At 64.3% G+C, this 17706-nt stretch carries 18 protein-coding genes; 13 read left to right on the forward strand and 5 right to left on the reverse strand.

Annotation, left to right across the window (positions count from 1 at the left end; translation table 11 throughout):
• Positions 1–125 precede the first annotated feature (125 nt).
• Positions 126–1976 (reverse strand): ABC transporter family substrate-binding protein, encoded by a 1851-nt coding sequence (locus FB389_RS03860; protein ID WP_246043506.1) that lies wholly within the window; start codon positions 1974–1976, stop codon positions 126–128.
• A gap of 490 nt (positions 1977–2466) precedes the next feature.
• On the opposite strand from FB389_RS03860, the gene FB389_RS03865 reads away from it, so the two are divergent.
• The 4 genes from FB389_RS03865 (at position 2467) to FB389_RS03880 (ending at position 7200) form a co-directional block, all read left to right on the forward strand.
• Positions 2467–4701 carry a fibronectin type III domain-containing protein gene (locus tag FB389_RS03865; RefSeq protein ID WP_246043657.1) on the forward strand — a complete coding sequence of 745 codons (2235 nt, stop codon included), beginning with the start codon at positions 2467–2469 and terminating at the stop codon, positions 4699–4701.
• A 258-nt stretch (positions 4702–4959) separates the two neighbouring features.
• A complete protein-coding gene (locus FB389_RS03870) occupies positions 4960–5859 on the forward strand; it encodes a sulfurtransferase (protein ID WP_142111457.1) in 900 nt (299 codons plus the stop codon).
• Positions 5860–5995: 136 nt separating this feature from the next.
• Positions 5996–6448, forward strand: a complete 453-nt coding sequence (locus tag FB389_RS03875; RefSeq protein WP_142111458.1) for a SufE family protein — start codon at positions 5996–5998, stop codon at positions 6446–6448.
• Between the two features lie 11 nt (positions 6449–6459).
• Entirely contained in the window at positions 6460–7200 is a 741-nt protein-coding gene (locus tag FB389_RS03880) for a hypothetical protein (RefSeq protein ID WP_142111459.1), read from the forward strand.
• A gap of 170 nt (positions 7201–7370) precedes the next feature.
• Here FB389_RS03880 and FB389_RS03885 read toward each other — a convergent pair whose 3' ends face one another.
• A complete protein-coding gene (locus FB389_RS03885) occupies positions 7371–8885 on the reverse strand; it encodes an NCS2 family permease (RefSeq protein ID WP_142111460.1) in 1515 nt (504 codons plus the stop codon).
• A 106-nt stretch (positions 8886–8991) separates the two neighbouring features.
• Between FB389_RS03885 and FB389_RS03890 the strand changes: the two genes are divergently transcribed.
• The 4 genes from FB389_RS03890 (at position 8992) to FB389_RS03905 (ending at position 11858) form a co-directional block, all read left to right on the forward strand.
• A complete protein-coding gene (locus tag FB389_RS03890) occupies positions 8992–9447 on the forward strand; it encodes an S-ribosylhomocysteine lyase (protein ID WP_142113510.1) in 456 nt (151 codons plus the stop codon).
• Positions 9440–10120 carry a 5'-methylthioadenosine/S-adenosylhomocysteine nucleosidase gene (mtnN, locus tag FB389_RS03895; RefSeq protein WP_246043507.1) on the forward strand — a complete coding sequence of 227 codons (681 nt, stop codon included), beginning with the start codon at positions 9440–9442 and terminating at the stop codon, positions 10118–10120. Before FB389_RS03890 ends, mtnN begins: the two co-directional genes overlap by 8 nt.
• Positions 10121–10215: 95 nt before the next feature.
• Entirely contained in the window at positions 10216–11073 is an 858-nt protein-coding gene (locus FB389_RS03900; RefSeq protein WP_142111461.1) for an ABC transporter ATP-binding protein, read from the forward strand.
• Positions 11070–11858, forward strand: a complete 789-nt coding sequence (locus FB389_RS03905) for an ABC transporter permease (protein WP_142111462.1) — start codon at positions 11070–11072, stop codon at positions 11856–11858. Before FB389_RS03900 ends, FB389_RS03905 begins: the two co-directional genes overlap by 4 nt.
• On the opposite strand, the gene FB389_RS03910 is transcribed toward FB389_RS03905, so the two are convergent.
• Complete coding sequence (locus FB389_RS03910; protein ID WP_142111463.1) at positions 11848–12966, reverse strand: VanZ family protein; 1119 nt, start codon at positions 12964–12966, stop codon at positions 11848–11850. The two genes, FB389_RS03905 and FB389_RS03910, sit on opposite strands and share 11 nt — an antisense overlap.
• 46 nt (positions 12967–13012) lie before the next feature.
• Here FB389_RS03910 and FB389_RS03915 point away from each other — a divergent pair, with 46 nt between their 5' ends.
• Complete coding sequence (locus FB389_RS03915; protein ID WP_211344945.1) at positions 13013–13378, forward strand: DUF488 domain-containing protein; 366 nt, start codon at positions 13013–13015, stop codon at positions 13376–13378.
• Here the strand turns inward: FB389_RS03915 and nrdI are convergent.
• Entirely contained in the window at positions 13345–13779 is a 435-nt protein-coding gene (gene nrdI, locus FB389_RS03920) for a class Ib ribonucleoside-diphosphate reductase assembly flavoprotein NrdI (RefSeq protein ID WP_246043508.1), read from the reverse strand. The genes FB389_RS03915 and nrdI overlap by 34 nt on opposite strands.
• A 174-nt stretch (positions 13780–13953) precedes the next feature.
• Here nrdI and FB389_RS03925 point away from each other — a divergent pair, with 174 nt between their 5' ends.
• From FB389_RS03925 to FB389_RS03935, 3 genes are all read left to right on the forward strand, one after another.
• Positions 13954–14508 carry a fluoride efflux transporter FluC gene (locus tag FB389_RS03925; RefSeq protein WP_142111464.1) on the forward strand — a complete coding sequence of 185 codons (555 nt, stop codon included), beginning with the start codon at positions 13954–13956 and terminating at the stop codon, positions 14506–14508.
• Positions 14505–14870 carry a fluoride efflux transporter FluC gene (locus FB389_RS03930; RefSeq protein ID WP_142111465.1) on the forward strand — a complete coding sequence of 122 codons (366 nt, stop codon included), beginning with the start codon at positions 14505–14507 and terminating at the stop codon, positions 14868–14870. Before FB389_RS03925 ends, FB389_RS03930 begins: the two co-directional genes overlap by 4 nt.
• 103 nt (positions 14871–14973) lie before the next feature.
• Complete coding sequence (locus tag FB389_RS03935; RefSeq protein WP_211344946.1) at positions 14974–15630, forward strand: HAD-IA family hydrolase; 657 nt, start codon at positions 14974–14976, stop codon at positions 15628–15630.
• A 120-nt stretch (positions 15631–15750) separates the two neighbouring features.
• Here FB389_RS03935 and FB389_RS03940 read toward each other — a convergent pair whose 3' ends face one another.
• Positions 15751–17007 carry a hypothetical protein gene (locus FB389_RS03940; RefSeq protein ID WP_142111466.1) on the reverse strand — a complete coding sequence of 419 codons (1257 nt, stop codon included), beginning with the start codon at positions 17005–17007 and terminating at the stop codon, positions 15751–15753.
• A 76-nt stretch (positions 17008–17083) separates the two neighbouring features.
• Between FB389_RS03940 and FB389_RS03945 the strand changes: the two genes are divergently transcribed.
• Entirely contained in the window at positions 17084–17572 is a 489-nt protein-coding gene (locus FB389_RS03945; protein ID WP_246043509.1) for an NUDIX hydrolase, read from the forward strand.
• The last annotated feature ends 134 nt before the right edge of the window (positions 17573–17706 follow it).

The following is a 17706-nucleotide window of genomic DNA, read 5'->3' on the forward strand; positions in this document are numbered from 1 at the left end:
ACTCGCCCGGGACATCCTTGCTCCGGACGTATTGCACTCAAACAGGTGTCCCCGGTGGGCGCGATTGCTCCCACCGGGGACACCTGCTATTTCATGCTGTGTTTTTCTGCGCTCGACCTAGCGGACTAGGCGGCGGCCTTCCAGTTCCAGTACTGGTTGAAAATGGTCGGCGAGATGGTGCTTGCTTCGATGCCGTCGATCGCGGGGTTCCACGCCTGAATGGCGGGGAACTGGAACAGAACCGTACCGAAGGCGTCAGCCCACAATTGTTTCTCTACCTGCAATTGGATGTCGAACTGCTTGGCAGGGTCAATTTCGACTTGCAATTGATCGAACAGGGCATCGACCTTCTTGTTCGAGTACAGGCTGTAGTTGTTCACTCCGCCGGTGCGGTAGTTGGCATCCGATTCGGTCACGGCGGTCGAGGTCGACTGCCAGCCGAACAGCGATGCGTCGTACTCGCCCTGTTTCGTGGCAAGCATAGGTCCCCAATCGGTAGTTGGGGCCGAAGCGTCGACCAGGTCGAAGCCCGCCTGCTTGGCCGCATCCTGGATCAAAGCGAATTCGGAGACGCGGCGCGCGTTGTCCGCGTTGAACGCGAACCGAACCTTCACGGGGGTTTCGACGCCCGCGTCCGCCAGCAACGCCTTTGCCTTCTCGATGTCACCGGCGTCCGGGTAGGTGGACGAACCGTTGTCGGCAACCATCTTGTCGTAGTCGGGCGATCCGGGCATCAGGATGAACGAGTTGCGCACTGTCGCATCCGGGTTCGACGACTTGATCAGGTTGTCCACGATCGACTGACGCGGGATCATCTGCAGGAACGCCTGGCGCACCTTCAGGGCCTTTGCATCGTCGCCACCGTAGGTTGCTGCCGAGAACGGGCTGCCCTTCTTGAAGACCAGGTCGATGTGCTCGTAGGTGCCTTCGGTGCCGAAGTTCGTCTTGACCTTGTCGCCCAGCTTCTCGAGGGCGGAGCGGACGTCGGCGGATGCCTGCGGGCCGATCAAGTCGACCTCACCGTTTTGCAGCGCCGTGACCTGCGCCATCGGGTCCGTGATGTAGCGAACGGTCACGTTGGGCACCGAGGCCTTGTGGTCGCCCTTGTAGTTGGGGTTCGCTTCCAGCGTCAGGTACTGATCCTTGACGTAGTCCTTGAGAACGTAGGCGCCCTGCGATACGTACAGTTCGGGGTCGGTCGGCAACTGAGTGAAGTTGAAGTCGTTGTTCCAGACCTTGGAGACCTTCGCCAGCGCGGCCTTGTCGTTGTCTTTGAACGCCTTGATCAGTGCCTTGTTGGCCTCGGTCGCGTCGTCAATGCCCAAAGCGCGCTTCGCAACTACGTGCGCGGGCAGCGTCCTGCCATCGAACGAGTATTGCCAGTCGGCGTACTTCTTGGAGTACGTGAAGGTGATCGACTTGCCGTCCTCGCTGATTTCGGGGAAGTCCTTGATCAACTGCGACGATGGCACAGCGGAGTTGAACGCGACGTCGGAATCGCCGGCCTTGAGGTTCCCCTCGTCATCCAGGGCCTCGTCAATGTTGATCGTGTTGTAGTGGGTTGACGTCGCCGCCCATTCGAGCAACAGATCCGTGGCGTCCACGGGGACACCGTCAGACCAGTTTGTGTCCGCCCCGAACGTGTACTTGACCTGCAGCGGGTCGTCGGACACCTTCTCGAAGGTTCCGAACGACTCGTCGCGCTGCAGTTCGAGGTTCGAGTCGTACCAAACGAAAGAGCCATCGAGCAAAGATGCGATGACCGCGTTCTGGGTCGCATTGCCGGTGTTCGACGTGAGGTTCAGGGAGTTCAGTGGCGCTTCCCAGGCGATGGAAATCGAATCGAGGCTCGTCGCCGCGGTGCCGGTTGCCGCACCGGTCGTTTCTGCCTTCTTGCCGCCGCCGGAGCACCCGGCCAATGCCATCGCGCCCGCGGCAACAAGCGCAACCGCGCCTAGTGCTGTTTTTCTTCTCACCTTACGTTCCTCCTTGGAATTTTTTCGGTGGCTAGGAAAAGTTGCGGGAAGATTCCCCGCACATCGGACCCCAACCGACCAACGGCGGATAAATCCGAATGTACCGATGCCAATGGCCGCCTGCACCCGATCCACGAAACTGCGGAGCTATCGTTATCGACTTGATACCTAACAGATACATAGATCTCATACAGGGCGTGACCAGGGTCACGATGATATAAGGCCTATCCCCCAACCACGATACTGGCGCCGGCCGACTTCGCAACGCGGACTATTTGTCCCACATTCCCGGCGGGTCGCCATCGGACACGCGACACCGGATTCTCACATCGCGTTATCCACACCCCTCGGCAGGGCCGCTGGCACCTCGCTAGACTGGCGAAACGATGCCAAGTCAAGCCCGCTCGGCGTCGCCGGCGTGCAATGCGGCAGACCATCTGCGTACCGCCGGTTCACGACCGGACAAAAAGGGGAATGACACGTGCGCCATATGCTGGCGGGCCTCACGGCATCCGCAGTCATCATTGCCGGGGCGCTGTCGCCCGGTGCGACCCGCGCGAATGCGACCGATCTGACCCTCGCCGGCAACACCGGTCAATCTGGTTTGATGGCGGCCCCCATCGATAGTTCTGCAACCGAGCTACTGGATCTGCCGACCCCAGCATCACCCGATTCGGGTGCCGCGGCGAGGGTGAGCGCTGCCGCGCCGCAGGCGCCCTCGTCCCTCGCCTCGCTAGCCACACCGGCCGGGGAGGCTAGCAACCTGGAGGCAAGCGGCTACCAACCCGTTGTTGCGGCTTCGACGTATGGTCAAGCCGAACGGATCGTGGCGAAGCTCACTCCAAAGAAGGCAAAGAAGAAGTTACGCACGCTGATCATCCGGGTCTATTCGAAGAAGAAGAACGCGGTCGGGGCCTCCCTGATTCGCAAGCTCGCAAAGAACACGGACAAGGCGTTGCGCGCCCAGACCAACGGGAAGTGGGGACTCAAGGCCACCCAGACGCCTTGGGTGAGGGTCAGGGGAGGGTCTTGCACGGACTTCTCGGAGCTGGCGACGCAGGCGAAGCGAGCCGCCGCAAGGAAATCGGGCAAGTACAGGGCATCGAAATACGACCGCGTCGTCATCTACATGCCCACGTCCGCGCGGTGCTATTGGGCGGGGCTCGCGGAAATAGGCGGCAAGACCGTGTGGCTCAATGGCGACACGCACGCGCTGATACTGACCCACGAGTTGGGGCACACATTCGGCGCGGGCCACGCAAACTACTTGAGTTGTTCCAAAAACCGCACGATCACGTCCCGCGGCAAGGGATGCAAGATACTCGAATACGGCGACCTGGGCGACCTGATGGGGGCCGGCGCGTCGACGGGCATGATGCAGGGCGTGATCGCCCGCGCGACGCGCTGGACCAGCGCGAAGAGAATCGTGACCGTAAGGAAGCGAAACGCCACGGTGACCATAGTTCCCCGCGCCGCCACTTCGGGCAAGCGGGCCATCAAGGTGAGCGGCAAGAAGGGCACGTACTGGATCGAGTATCGCACCCGGGCCAAGCTCGACACCGTCCTCACAAAGGACCTGACCGGCGTCGTGGTGACAGTCAAATACAAGACCCGCGGGACCGGATCGGTCGCCATGGATATGCAGCCGCAGAACGACTACCAAGCGGTTTCGCTGCCGCTCGGAGCTTCCTGGACGTCACCCGACGGCGTGCGTCTCACGCTGCGCAAAATGAATGCCGACTCGGCGACGATACAGATCCAACGACGAGCGCCCCGCGCCACCAAGCCCGCCGTACAACCCGCACCGAGGGTCGTTGCGGGCGATCAATCGGCCGCCATCACGGTGACAAAGGGTGCCGACGGCGGCGCCCCGATCCAGCGGTGGCTCGTGACGGTAAGGCCCACGGCGGGCGGCAACACCATCACGCGGACAATCACCGCCACCGCCAGCACGTCTCGCACGGGGTACCTCGACGGGCTGCGAAACGGGACCAGCTACGACGTCCGGGTGCAGGCATATAACGAAAAGGGATGGTCCGCGAAGTCGGCGCCGACCCGCGTGACCCCTGCGCCCGTCGCACCGCAACTCACCGTGGCTTCCCCCGCGGACAACGCCGTGGTCGCCGCCACGCTGCCGATCACCGCGAGCGCGAAGATTCTTCCGATCTCGGGCGCATCGATCGCTTCCTTGGACGCCTACCTGGATGTGCCGTGGTCAGACCAATCGGGCTACTACGGACGCACCGGGGGCGTCGGGACCCGGTCGCTGAGCCTCAACGGCGCAATACCGCTGACCAATATGCCCGATGGCGTGTATACCGTGCGGATCGTGGCAACGGACACCTACGGGCGCACATCGGCTTCCTCGCGGAGCATTCGCGTGAGCGGCCAATCGCCCCAGCCGGTTATTGACGCCGTAGCGCCGACTGAATCCGGCGTTACCGTGACGGCGCGTGTGAACCAGGCGGTGCACCGCGCGGCCAGCGTCAGACTCTGGCTCGTCAGTCAGGCAGATGGAACTGCTGTCGAAATTGCGGGCGGTTCGGCGAATCCGCAGTCCGGTCAGGCCTTGGTGTGGGACATCGACCGCGATGCCGTGGCCGCGGGAACCTACCGCATCGTTGTACTTGCGTTCGACCAATTTGCCTACGCCCCCAACGGGGGCGCCTTTCCCTACACAACGGCCTGGGGTGTGACGCGCGCGCAGGCGACGGTCGGTTTGTGAGGAATGTGGCCTGAGCGGACGACCGCCGGCTCTCGGCGGCGGCCGCGGGCAGCGGTCCGGGGGCCACAACCGCAAATCTCACATGGTGGACACCTGGCAACCGGCGACACGGGCTCTAAATCCTACGATTGCACCGGATTGAGGGCGCTCGTCCCAGAAAGTAAGACAAACGTCCCACATGCGCGACACCGCGAGTGCGGGGCCGTAGGGTGAGTGGCGAACACTTCACAACGTTCCGCACACCTTGGAGGGGATACCATGACCGCACCAATCGATTCCGACGCCAGAATCCAGGAATACGCGCACCCTGAACGCCTCGTTACGACCCAATGGCTGGCCCAGCACCTGGGTGACGAGGGCATTGTCGTCGTCGAATCCGACGAGGACGTTCTGCTTTACGAAACAGGGCACATTCCGGGCGCAGTCAAGATCGACTGGCACACCGACCTCAACGATCCGGAAATCCGCGAGTACATCGACGGCGACCAATTCGCCGAGTTGTTGAGTTCGAAAGGCATCTCGAAAGACACCACCATTGTCCTGTATGGGGACAAGAACAATTGGTGGGCTGCCTACGCCGCCTGGGTCTTCACCATCTATGGCCACGAGGACGTGCGGCTCCTCGACGGGGGCCGCGGCAAGTGGATAGCGGAGGGTCGTGAACTCACGACGGATGTCCCGGCCCCGACCCCGGGCACCTACCCGGTCGCCACGCGCGACGACGTTACGTTCCGGATATTCAAGGATGACGTGCAAAAGCACATCGGATCCGGCCCCCTGGTCGACATCCGATCCTTCCCGGAATACACCGGAGAGCGCCTGCACATCCCCGACTACCCCGAAGAGGGTGTTCTGCGCGGCGGCCACATCCCCACCGCGCGCAACGTCCCCTGGGCGACCGCCGTAGCCGAGGACGGGACATACAAGCCGCGCGCCGAACTCGAGGCGATCTACCAGGCCGGGGGCCTGGGGCTGACCAACGACGATGCGATCGTCACCTACTGCCGCATCGGGGAGCGTTCCAGCCACACCTGGTTCGCGTTGCACTTCCTGCTGGGTCTCGACAACGTCAAGAACTACGACGGTTCATGGACCGAATGGGGCAACGCCGTCCGCGTCCCCATCGTCAAGGGCGAAGAGGCCGGGGCGCTCGTTTAGCGCACCGCGAGGGCCCTGCATCGGGTGGTCCCGGCGGTCGTCGGCCGGGACCACCCTTTTCGTCCCTGACTGTCCCATCGCCGCGCTCGCCGGTCCACCCGTGTACCAAACTCGGGATATCTGAAAGACTGTACCCATGACCCCACCTGCGACGGCCGCCGAGTTGCCACCCGTCCTCGCCGAAATCCGGGAGGACTTTCTAGCGCTCCCGGAACGAGACCGGCCCCAATTGCTGCTCGAATTCTCGCGCGAGTTGCCCGAATTGCCGGACCGCTTCAAGTTCGCGCCCGGCCTGTTGGAGCGCGTGGAAGAATGCCAGTCCCCCGTCCGCGCTTTCGCGGAGGTTGCAGACGATAACACCGTCCATCTCTATGCGACGGCCCCGCTGGAGGCGCCCACGACGCGCGGGTTCGCGTCGATCCTTGTCCAGGGCATCGCCGGACTATCGCCGCACCAGGTCCTGGCGATCCCGGACGACTACCCCAGCTGGCTCGGACTCGATCGCGCCATTTCACCGCTTCGGCTTCGCGGCATGGCAGGCATTCTTAGCCGCACCAAGCGGCAGGTCAGAGAGCAAATTTCAGCGTAAGGAACACCACCGTGGGGACTCGCACCGACCAACTCGCGACGTCACTGATCGCAGCCACCGACGCGATAGAACGGGAACTGGCCGCCCGCTGCGAACTGGACCGCGTGCACGGCCTTGGACCGGTCACGCGCGCCGCCATAGCGGCCGGCGACCCCGTGGCCACCTACTACGCGACCGCGCTGTGGCGCCTGACGGCCCACCGCGAGGCGGCCACCCACGAGCACCTGGACATAGCCGACCCCCTCGGCGTGCTCAGCGAATCGGTCGTGCACCGCGCGGAACGGATTCTGCAAGAAATCGTGCGCCCGAGCCGCGCCGTGCGGCTAGCCGCTAGCGCGATCGCCCGCGCTGCCAGCGCCGACCCCCTGGGCCGGTGGCTGACTATCATGCGATCGCGGGATATCTCGCAGCTTCCCGTGTATGACCGAGGAACGTTCGCGGGTTTGCTCACAACGAACGGGGTGGCTCGGTGGCTGGCGGACCACGTCGACGAGAACGGGGACGCCCTCATCGAGTCGGCGCGCGTGCGCGATGTGCTTCCGTTCACGGAGGTCACCGAAACCGTTGAGTTCTATCCAGTTACTGCCTCGGTTGCGCAGATTCTCGCCGTGCTGCGCCGGGTTGATGCGCCCAAGGCCGTCATCCTGACTGCGTCTGGCCGCGATGTCGATCCGCCCCAGGGGATACTGGTCCGCGCGGATCTGGGTGAGCTGGAGGCGGCGTTAGCGCTCGACGAAAGCCCCGCGGCATAACGGGAACGAGGCCCGCTCGCGCCCCCGCCACAGGGCCCGGCGGCGCATCATCGCGCCCCGGCCATCCACCGGACCTGCCCCGGCGAGCGGCCCCACCACCGGCCGCGCGAAGGGGGCGCCGATCCCGCGGGATCGGCGCCCCCTTCCCTACGGACAGGACAACAGGCGGATCAGATTCCGACCGCGTGCTTGATCGGACCGATCAGGAAGTAGAGCACGAACATCACGGTCGCCACCCACATCAGCGGGTGGATGGTCTTGATCTTGCCGACCGAAACCTTGATCAGGGTCCAGGCGATGATGCCCGCACCGATACCAGCGGTGATCGAGTAGGTGAAGGGCATCATGGCGAGCGTCAGGAACGCTGGAATGCCAACCTCGTAGCTCTTCCAATTGATTTCGAGCACCTGGGTAACCATCAAGAACCCGACGACCACCAGCGCGGGAGCGGCGGCCTCCGAAGGAATGATGTTCACGAGCGGGGCAAGGAACGTTGCCAGCAGGAACGCAACACCAGTGGTGACCGAGGCAAGGCCCGTGCGGGCACCGTCGCCGACGCCCGCGGTCGATTCGATGTAGCTCGTGTTCGACGACACCGAAGCAGCACCACCGGCGGCGGCGGCGATCGAGTCGACGATCAGAATTTCCTTCGACTTCGGGGGGTTGCCCTCCGCGTCGAGCAGCTTAGCTTCGGCGCCCACGGCCACCATGGTTCCCATGGTGTCGAAGAAGTCAGCCAACAGCAGCGAGAACACGAGAAGGATCACTGCGACGATCCCGATCTTGCCGATCGAGCCGAACAGCGAGAACTGACCAACCAGCGAGAAGTCGGGGGTGGCGACGACCGACTCGGGGGTCGAGGGCACGTTGAGGGCCCACCCGGCGGGGTTGTCTCCTCCGTTGCGGCCACCGATCTTCCCGATGGCCTCAATGATCATCGCAAGGATCGTGGAAGCCACGATCGAGATGAGGATCGCGCCCTTGACCTTGCGGACCATGAGAATGAACGCCAGCAGCAGCCCGAACGCGAAAACAAGCAACGGCCAGGCGCCAAGCGAACCGCTGATGCCCAACTCCACCGGGGTGCTCATCGACTGCGGGATGCGAACGAAACCGGCGTCGAACAAGCCAATGAGGGCGATGAACAGGCCGATGCCGACGCTGATCGCGGTCTTGATGGACCGCGGAACCGCCTTGAACACCGCGTTACGGAAACCGGTAAGGACCAGGATCAAAATGATCAGACCCTCGAGGACGACGATTCCCATCGCGTCGGCCCAGGTCATGCCCGGCAGCGCCGCGATCGAGTAAGCGACCACCGCGTTCAGGCCCAGCCCCGCCGCCAAAGCGATCGGGAAGTTGGCAAACACGCCCATCAGGATCGACATGATCCCAGCGACGAGGGCCGTGGTCGCCGCTATCACCGCGGTGTTGGGTTCGTCGCCGCCGCCCAGGTACTTGCCCGTGCCATCTTGGACGTTACCGATGATGATCGGGTTCAAGACGATGATGTAGCTCATCGTGAAGAACGTGACAAGGCCACCGCGGATTTCGGTGCCGATCGAAGAGCCACGCTCGGAAATCTTAAAGAAACGGTCTAGGAAATTGGTGGGTGTCGCCGCAGCGCTCTTGGAACTGTTTTTCGCTGGCCCCGACTTGGCGGGGCTGGGGGACTTAGAAGCCATGCATTCTAGTATTCCATCCTGATGAAGTGCTGAATGCAGACTTTCGGGTTACGAACGTAACATCTATGTGAAACTGGTGGATGTGACGAACCCAGAAACGAAACACATGAACGTCGAGTCGTTCAACCTTGACCATCGCACCGTCGCCGCCCCCTACATCCGGGTGGCCGACCGCAAGACGCTCCCGCACGGCGATGAACTGACAAAGTTCGACGTGCGTTTCACGCAACCGAACGTCGCGCATCTGCAGATGCCCGCCGTCCACTCGCTCGAGCACCTCTTCGCGGAATACTCCCGCAACCACAGCGGCCAGGTCGTCGATTTTTCACCCATGGGTTGCCAAACCGGGTTCTACCTTTTGCTGTCGGGCCACTGGGAGAGCGCGCAGGCGGCCCAGTTGGTCGCCGACACGCTGACCGACATCCTCGGCGCCGACCAGGTACCTGCCGCCAACGAGATCCAATGCGGTTGGGGCGCCAACCACTCCCTGGCCGGGGCCCAGGCCGCGGCGCGCTCCTTCTTGTCCAAGCGCGCGCAGTGGTTGGAGGTCACCCGTGGCTAGCAACGTGGACGCGATCGTCGTCGTCGCCATGGATGAAGAGGCCGCGCCGTTCTTGGCCGCGGGCGACGTCGTGAACGAAAAAATCGCCGGCAACGCGTTGCTGCGCTGGTTGCGGTATCGGGACCGGACGATCCTGCTGGTGCGTTCGGGGATCAGCTACGCGAACTCGGTCAGCGGGCTAGTCGCCGCCCTGTACGAGGCGCCGCAGACCCGAGTCGTGTTCAGCGCCGGCACCGCCGGCGGGCTTGCCGCGGGCGTGGGGCTGGGCGATGTGGTCGTCGGAGAGACATACATTCACTGCCAGGTCGACGCGACTGCGTTTGGTTATGCCCCGGGCCAGGTGCCCCAAATGCCCGCGTCATACCGGGGGGACGGGGAACTCGTCGCTGCGGCCACAAGCCAGGACTACCGCATCCATCGCGGGCTCATTCTTGCCGGGGACAGCTTCGCGTCGCCCGCTTTCGCGGCGCAACTGCTCAAGCAGTGGCCCGATGCGCTGTGCGTGGACATGGAATCGACCGCGCTGGCGCAGGTGGCCTACAACTTTGGGCTTCGCTTCGTATCGGTCAGGGCAATTTCGGACCTTTGCGCACCCGACGAGTTCGACGAGCACGTCGATGACGCCGCGCAGCGATCGGCATCGGTAGTGCTGGACCTGATCCAGAATCGCTAATCGCCCGATTGCGGGCCGGCCGAAGGACCGCAGCGCGCGGGGGCGTGGCTGGCGCCCGGTCGCCGAAGGCCGCCCGAACTGGGATGCTGGGAACCATGGACGACGCACATGTGGAGGTCGCGGGCCTGACCAAGAGGTACGGCGACAAGACGGCGATATCCGGCGTGTCCTTTCGGATCGACGCCGGGGAATCGGTCGCGCTGCTGGGGCCCAACGGCGCGGGCAAGACCACCACTATCGAAATCCTGGAGGGTTTCAGGCGGGCGACGGCCGGCCGCGTGCGGGTGCTCGGCTGCGATCCCGATCGCGCGGGGCCGACGTGGCGCGCCCGGGTGGGGATCGTGCTGCAGCAAACCGGGACTTTCGACGAGGCAACAGTCGGCGAGCTGCTGCGCCAGTTTGCCGCCTACTACCCGGCTCCGCGCGATGTTGCGGAACTCATCGAGGCCGTGGGGCTCACCGCGCAGGCGGGCACGCGCATCTCGCGGCTGTCGGGCGGGCAGCGCCGCCGGGTCGACGTGGCGCTCGGGGTGATCGGGAATCCTAGTATTTTGTTCCTGGACGAGCCGACCACCGGTTTCGACCCCGAGGCGCGACGCGAGTTCTGGGCCTTGATCCGCGCTATTCGTTCCCGCGGCACAACGATTTTGCTCACGACCCACTACCTCGATGAGGCCGCCGAACTTTCGGATCGAGCGATCGTGATCGCCGCCGGGACGGTCCTGGCGGACAGCCCGCTGGCGCAACTGGGAGGTCCCGACGCGCACAAGCCCCACGTAAGGTGGACCGATCCGTCCGGGGATCACTTGGAGATCACCGCTGATCCCGGGGCAGTGGTGACCGCGATTCACGCCCGCGGCAACTACTCAGATCTGTCGGTGACGACACCGTCGCTGGAGCAGACCTACCTGGACGTTATCGACCGAGCGCGCACCGGCGGGGTGCGGCAATGAACCCGATCCGCTTGGGGCTGGCGCGCGCGGCCTACGAAATCACGATCTATTTCCGGCGGACCGACGAAGTGTTTTTCACGTTCCTGTTCCCCGTGATGATGCTCACTGTCTTCGCCGTTGCGTTCTCGAAGACCACGTGGGAGGGAGGAATCAGCGCCGCTGAATACTACCTGCCGGCCATGCTCGCCGCCGGTATGTTCATATCCGGCACCCAGGCATTGGGAATCGAGGTGGCCACCGAGCGCCTGGACGGCACGCTCAAGCGCCTAGCGGGCACCCCTTTGACTCCCGCAGCCTATTTCACCGGGAAGCTGATCAAGGTCCTGGTGACCGGCATTGCGCAGGCCGCGCTGCTGATCCTGGTCGCCTCCCTCGCCTTCGGGGTGGGCCTGCCCTCCGCGCCCGGAAAGTGGATAGCTTTTGCGTGGCTGCTCGTGCTCGGCCTGATCACATCCAGTTGGCTGGGCATCGCGTTAGCCCGCATCCCCCGCAATCGCAAGAGCGCATCCGCGGTAGTCTTGCCCTTCGTATTAATCTTGCAGTTCATCTCCGGGGTGTATCTCCCCTTTTCGGCGCTGCCCGATTCCCTGCGGAGCGTCGCTTCCGTGTTCCCACTCAAGTGGTTCGCGCAGGGGATGCGGTCGGTTTTCCTGCCCGATTCGTACGCCGCGATCGAGCAGGGCGGAGCCTGGCATCTGGGTCAGATTGCCGTCGTGACCTGTGCGTGGCTCGTGGTCGGGGCGGTTGCGACGCGGCTGACATTCAGGTGGATCGTCAAGGAGTAGGCTGCACCGGACGCTGCAAACCGCCCGCAGAAGCGCGAGGATCGACGAGTTCTACCCGCGCCAGCCGATACGAGATTCCACGCGCGCTCTTGTCGGCGATCACGCCAATGCCAGCTAGGAGCAGCCAACAGGTTCCGAGCGCCGCAGGGATTCCCGGATCGACGTGGGGAGCGGCCGCCCACAACTGCGCCGCCGCGAACGGGGCAAAACCCGTCAGATAGCGCACCGCACGGCGCGGTCGCCCGCGCCACCGCGGCTCCAGCCAAACGAGCCTTTGCCCCACCGATGCCCCCGATCCGAGCAGGGACGGAGCCGCCATGAGGGCGGCAACGATCGCCATCGGCACGAATGAGAACATCCACGATTGCCCGGACGGAAGCGGCCTGCCGAACCCGTAGAGCCCTACCGCGCGATAGACGATGGCGAGGATGTAGGTCCCGATCCAAAACGTTGCAAGATCCAGGCCCATACCGACCAGTCTGCGCGGACGCGCGACGCGACGGGCACGATCGCGGGTCGCCTCCAGTTGCCTGGCTTGGGGCATCCATCCCAGAATGAGCGGTGCCAGCGCCGCGCCCAAAACCGCACCCGTCGTATTGGTGATGACATCGTCGATATCGGCGACCCGGTAGGCGCAACCCACCAATCCCCACACGCCCGTCAGTTGCGTGGCTTCGATCGCAAGGGACATCGCCAACCCCGAGAACGAAGCGAACGCGAACGACCTGCCGAAGTAGCGGCGTACAAGAATGCCCCACGGCACGAACAGAATGACGTTGAACACCACCTGTAGGGTCGCCGTGCTCGTCAGCGCTTGGGGTAGGGGCAGGCCGGCCGTCGCGCGCGCGATGTCATCGATCGAATGCAACGGCACGAATTCGGGACGGATCGAGTGGTTGAGGTTGCACCACTGGGGGCTGGGCATGGGGAACATCGTGTAGGAAACCAGGGCGGCCCCGTAGATTGCAACCGCGGCGGCGCCCACGATTCTGCGCGCGTTCAGGGCGCCGAATTTGCGGAACTGGACGATCAGGAGCGGCACAAAGATCAGCGCGAAGGCAATGACTCCCAGGATCACACCGATGTATGCCGACCAAACCCATGTCATGCCTCAACCATGGCACGCCCGCACGCGCGGGTACAAAATGGTAGTTATGCTACGAATCAAGCGAGTTTACGAGGCCGCCGTCCCCGCGGACGGTTTCCGGGTGCTGGTCGATCGACTGTGGCCGCGCGGCGTGACCAAGGCGCGCGCCGCCGTAGACTTGTGGGCGAAGTCGGTCGCGCCCAGCACCGAGCTTCGCCGCTGGTGGGGCCACGATCCGGCAACCTTTCCGGAATTTGCGCGCAGGTACCGTGCGGAGTTGGACGGCGACGATCTGACCGCAATACGCGCGGCAATGCGCGATCACGACCAGGTCACCTTGCTGTACGCGGCGCACGATCCGGCGGTCAATCACGCGGTCGTGCTCCGCGACTACCTCACTCAGGCCGATTCGGATTCACCGGATAGCGCCTGATCCAATTCCGTGAGGATCCGTTGGGCGTCCTGGACATCCCACTGGGTTCCCTGCAGCTCGAATTCCAGCAGCATGGGACGCCCCGACGCCTTCGCGACGCTGCGTGCCGCCGCCTGATAGTGCGCGCCGAAGTTCCGGTTCCCGGACCCAATGACGCCGACCAGCCGGCGCCTGGTCACAGCATCCCCAAGAAACCGCTTGACCGGTTCGGGGACTGTATCGTTCTCGGAATTGCCCGTCTTGTAGGACGGGGTGAGCAGCACCCATGGGCCGTCCGGAACGGTGGTGCGCACCTCGCGGTCGGCAAGGTCGAAGATCGGTCGGCACAGGCGGTGCGCGAAATCACGGACCATTCCCGACGCCGAAGAATAGTAATAAACCGGTACCTGCCGAACGCTCACTCGGTTAGCGTATCGCGCCCGCGGCCCGCGGGCGGGCCGACGCGGTCGGCGGTCGTATAATTGGGGTGCGCCCAGGCGCCCGGCGGTGGGGCTCACCGGAACCAACCTCGGCAATGCCGACAACAGTCCCTGCTTTTCGACCTCGATCTCGCGTGTCCGAAAGGTGGGCCCACCGTGCCTCACACTCCCCTGGTTTCTCCCGTGCGCAAGGCGTCAAGGCACGCTTTTGCGGTATCCGTCTCGCTAGTCTTCGCCGGCGGCGCCTGCGGCGCGATGCTCCGCGACATCGTCACGCTGATAGTTCCCGCCTACCGGTTCCCGGTCGCGATTTTCGCCATCAACATTGTCGGCGCGTTCATCCTGGGGTGGCTGGGGGAACACCTGCTTGGCAAAGTGCCCGATCCCGTTCGCCGCGAGCGCCTGCGCTTGACGTTCGGCACGGGCGTCATGGGCGGATTCACGACGTATAGTTCGTTCGCGGCGGATTCCGCTCACCTTGTGGCCCAGGGTTACCTTGACATTGCGGTCCTGTACGCATTGGCAAGCGTCGTCACCGGGCTCGCCGCGTGCGCGCTCGGCGTGTGGGCCGGCGCTCGAACCGGTCGCATCACCCCTGCGCTGACGCCCGTCAACGATGCTGACGAGCCAACGAGTGAATTGCTTGAAGAGGCAGCGGATAGGGACGAGTTCGCCGCCCCCGCCGCCCGGTCTAATGGAGAAGAATCATGAACGCCTTGGCACTGGTACTCCTCATTGGGCTGTGCGGCGGGATCGGATCGGCGCTTCGCTATCTCACCGACATCTCGTTCCCGAAGGCCTGGCGCGAACGCTACCCCTGGGGTACCACCACGGTGAACCTAGTCGGTTCGTTCTGCATGGGTCTGCTGGTTGGCGCGCCGTCATTTCTGGGTCCGTGGCACGCCGTCGTCGCGGCGGGGCTGCTCGGCGGGTTCACGACCTTTTCCTCCGCGATGGCAGATTCTATTTCCCTCATTCGCACCGGGCGGATCACGCGCGCGGTCGTGAACACCTTCGTCCAGCTCATTGCGGCCGTGGCGCTAGCCGGGCTCGGCATTGCGCTCGTGAGCTAGTTTCACCCGGCGCCGCCCCCGCCGCCTTCGGCGGGGGCGAGTCGCAGCGTTCCACGGACTTCTGACCCCGCCGCGCCACGCGGTGCGGTGACAGAATGCTTGGGTGGTCAATGTTATCTGGGACATGGGCGGAACCCTGATCGACACCTATCCAGAGGTCGACAGGGCGTTGGCCGCCGCCGTGTGGGGCACGGCCCCCACCGCGCAGCAGTTGCGACATGTGCAGGCGCTGCGAACAGTATCGATCGCACATGCCATAGATGCACTTAGCGCTGAATATGCGGTCCCGCCCCAGACCCTGCAACAGGCCTATCGAGACCTCAAGGCGCGTTGGCAAACGCATCCCGCTCCGCTCATGCCGTGCGCGCGCGATCTGCTGACGGCGGTGAGCGCAAGCGGCGGCCTGAATTTGGTCGCAACCCACCGCGATCGCGCGTCGGCCACGGCGCTATTGGATGCCCTAGGCATCCGCGTCGATGACTTGGTGTGCGCCCCGGACGGCCTGGCCCGCAAGCCTGACCCGGCGATGAACCTAATGTTGCTCTCCCGCCACCACCTCGCACCGCGTGATGTGGTCTGCATCGGCGACCGCGCCATCGATATGCAGGCGGCCGCCGCCGCGGGGTTGCGCGGTATCCTTCTCGATCAAGACGCCGCGGCCAACGGGGCGCGAGCGCCGAAGCACGAGCGGGTGCAGACCCACCAAACTCGCGTCGACGTCGTCGCTTCATTGTGCGAGGCATTGGCGCTTCTCGATTGACGGTGCGCGGTCACGGCGCGGTCACGGCGCGGTCGGCGAAACGGCGGGCGGTCCCTGCAAGGGCGGGGCACTCGTGCCTCTTCGCGATTCCGTAGGCCCCCTCACTAGCAGCACCGATGCCTACCGATTGACACGAATGTACGTGACCGAGGCCACCGCCCTCTTTGTGGTCGCCGACCCCGCGTAGGTCACGCGAACCGCGTAGTTCCCCTTGCGCTTGAATCTTTTCAGCTTTATGGAGGCCTTCCCGGCCGACCCCAGCGTCGCTTTGTAGGTGCGGCCGCCGGCTTTCACCGTCACGGTTCCGAGAGGGACGATGCCGCTGGCGCCGACCTTGATTTTCACCCTCGCCCGCTTCGATCTGGATAGCGTCCGCGGCGAGGTCACGGAGACAGTGGCCGTTGCCTTGCCCACGCGCTTATCGACCGTCGGCACTACGCCGATCGCGCCGTGGCCCGCGAGCACCGGCACGACGCGGACGGAGACCAGCTTCCCCTTGTCAGCCGCCGTCAGGGTGTAGGTCGGGGCCGAGGCTCCCGCTATCGCCGCTCCCGCTCGCAGCCACTGATAACGAAATGCGGTGGGGCGCGGCGACCACGCCCCCGTGCGCACTGAAAGGGTCGATCCGACCTGCGGCGATCCCACCAGCGTTGGCGTCATGACCGGGAATGGGGGTGTCCCCAGGGCCACGGTTGCCTGGAGGCTGTCGGCAAACGTTCCCGTCACCGCGATGCTCGCGTGGCCCGCCTGCCGGACCACGATCGTGAGCCGCGGACTGGTGCCCAACGCCAGCGCGGGCAGCGTAACGTAACGCTGCGTTCCAAAGATCTCGGCGCCATTCGACCAATAGTAGGAAAGGGAAATCTGTTGCGGATCCACCTGCGCCAGTCCGCTCAGCGAAGCTGAAACCGTCGCCCCCACGCGGCTTTCACCCGCGAGTTCCACTGTCGGCTCCGCAGGCGCCTGAGCTGGCTGGGCGCGCAACACCGTGGGTTCGTCAACCGCGCGCAGTTCCCGTCCTTCGCCGACCAACTCGGCGACCGAAATCTCACCTTCGGCATTCCCTCCTTGCAGGCCCTGGACAAAATAGACGTCCTGGTCTCGCGTTGCGATGCTCACTGCCAGACCGCCCGCCGCATCCGTGAGGGCGCTGGTAGAGAGCCTCTCGCCCGTGGTGAGGTTCACGGTCACGACGTCGAGAGGGCTTTCTGCAGCGAAGCCCGCGAAGGTGACCTGCGACGCGTCCGCGATCGCCCCACTCGAGTGCAACGCGATTGTGGGCGCGTTGGCTGTGGCTGCGGTGGCGCCAGCCAGCGACGCCGCCAGGGCGGCGGCCGCAATCGGCGCGAACCAGCGATGATTTCCGGAAAATTGCATGAGAAGTGCCCTCTGTTCGATCCAGCGCCCCCCGCACACCGCCATCCTGCCATTGCCGCGGCGATAGTATCGAACTATGTCCGAGGGAACCATGGACCGTTTTGCCGATCCGCTCGCAGTCGATTCGGTCCCATCGCCCGCCGATGCCGGGTTGATCAAAGTGGCAGCGGTGGTGCTGCTGAGCGAGGCGGCAGCCTTGACCGTCAGAAAGCGATCCAGTTCGCTGTTCCAGCTTCCCGGCGGGAAAGCCGAGCGAGGCGAGACCTGGCTCCAGACCGCTATCCGCGAGTGCCGCGAAGAAACCGGCATCGAACTCGATCCCCGCGAACTGACGTACCTTGGGCGATTCGACGCAACAGCGGCGAACGAACCCGGGATGCGGGTCGAATCGACCGTTTACCTGAGCCGGGTCGACCGCGCGCGGCTGAGCCCGACTCCGCAGGCAGAAATTGCCGAACTCCGGTGGACTCCGCTCGGCGCAGACCCCGCGGATTTGGCTCCTTTGCTCGCGACCCGCATATTTCCCGCCCTGATTGGCACCCAATGCGGCGATGTCGAACTTTAATGCGTAAGTTACGGACGCGTCTGCGCAGGTTGTCATAAAAGAGATCAAATGAGTGGGCCCGAGGCTTGTTGTCGAAGATTACGCCTTGCTACCCTGATGACACGCGAAGTAAGACAACGAAGTCTGAGGAGCGG

The sequence above is a fragment of the Rarobacter incanus genome (genome assembly GCF_006715765.1).
GTDB lineage: Bacteria > Actinomycetota > Actinomycetes > Actinomycetales > Cellulomonadaceae > Rarobacter > Rarobacter incanus.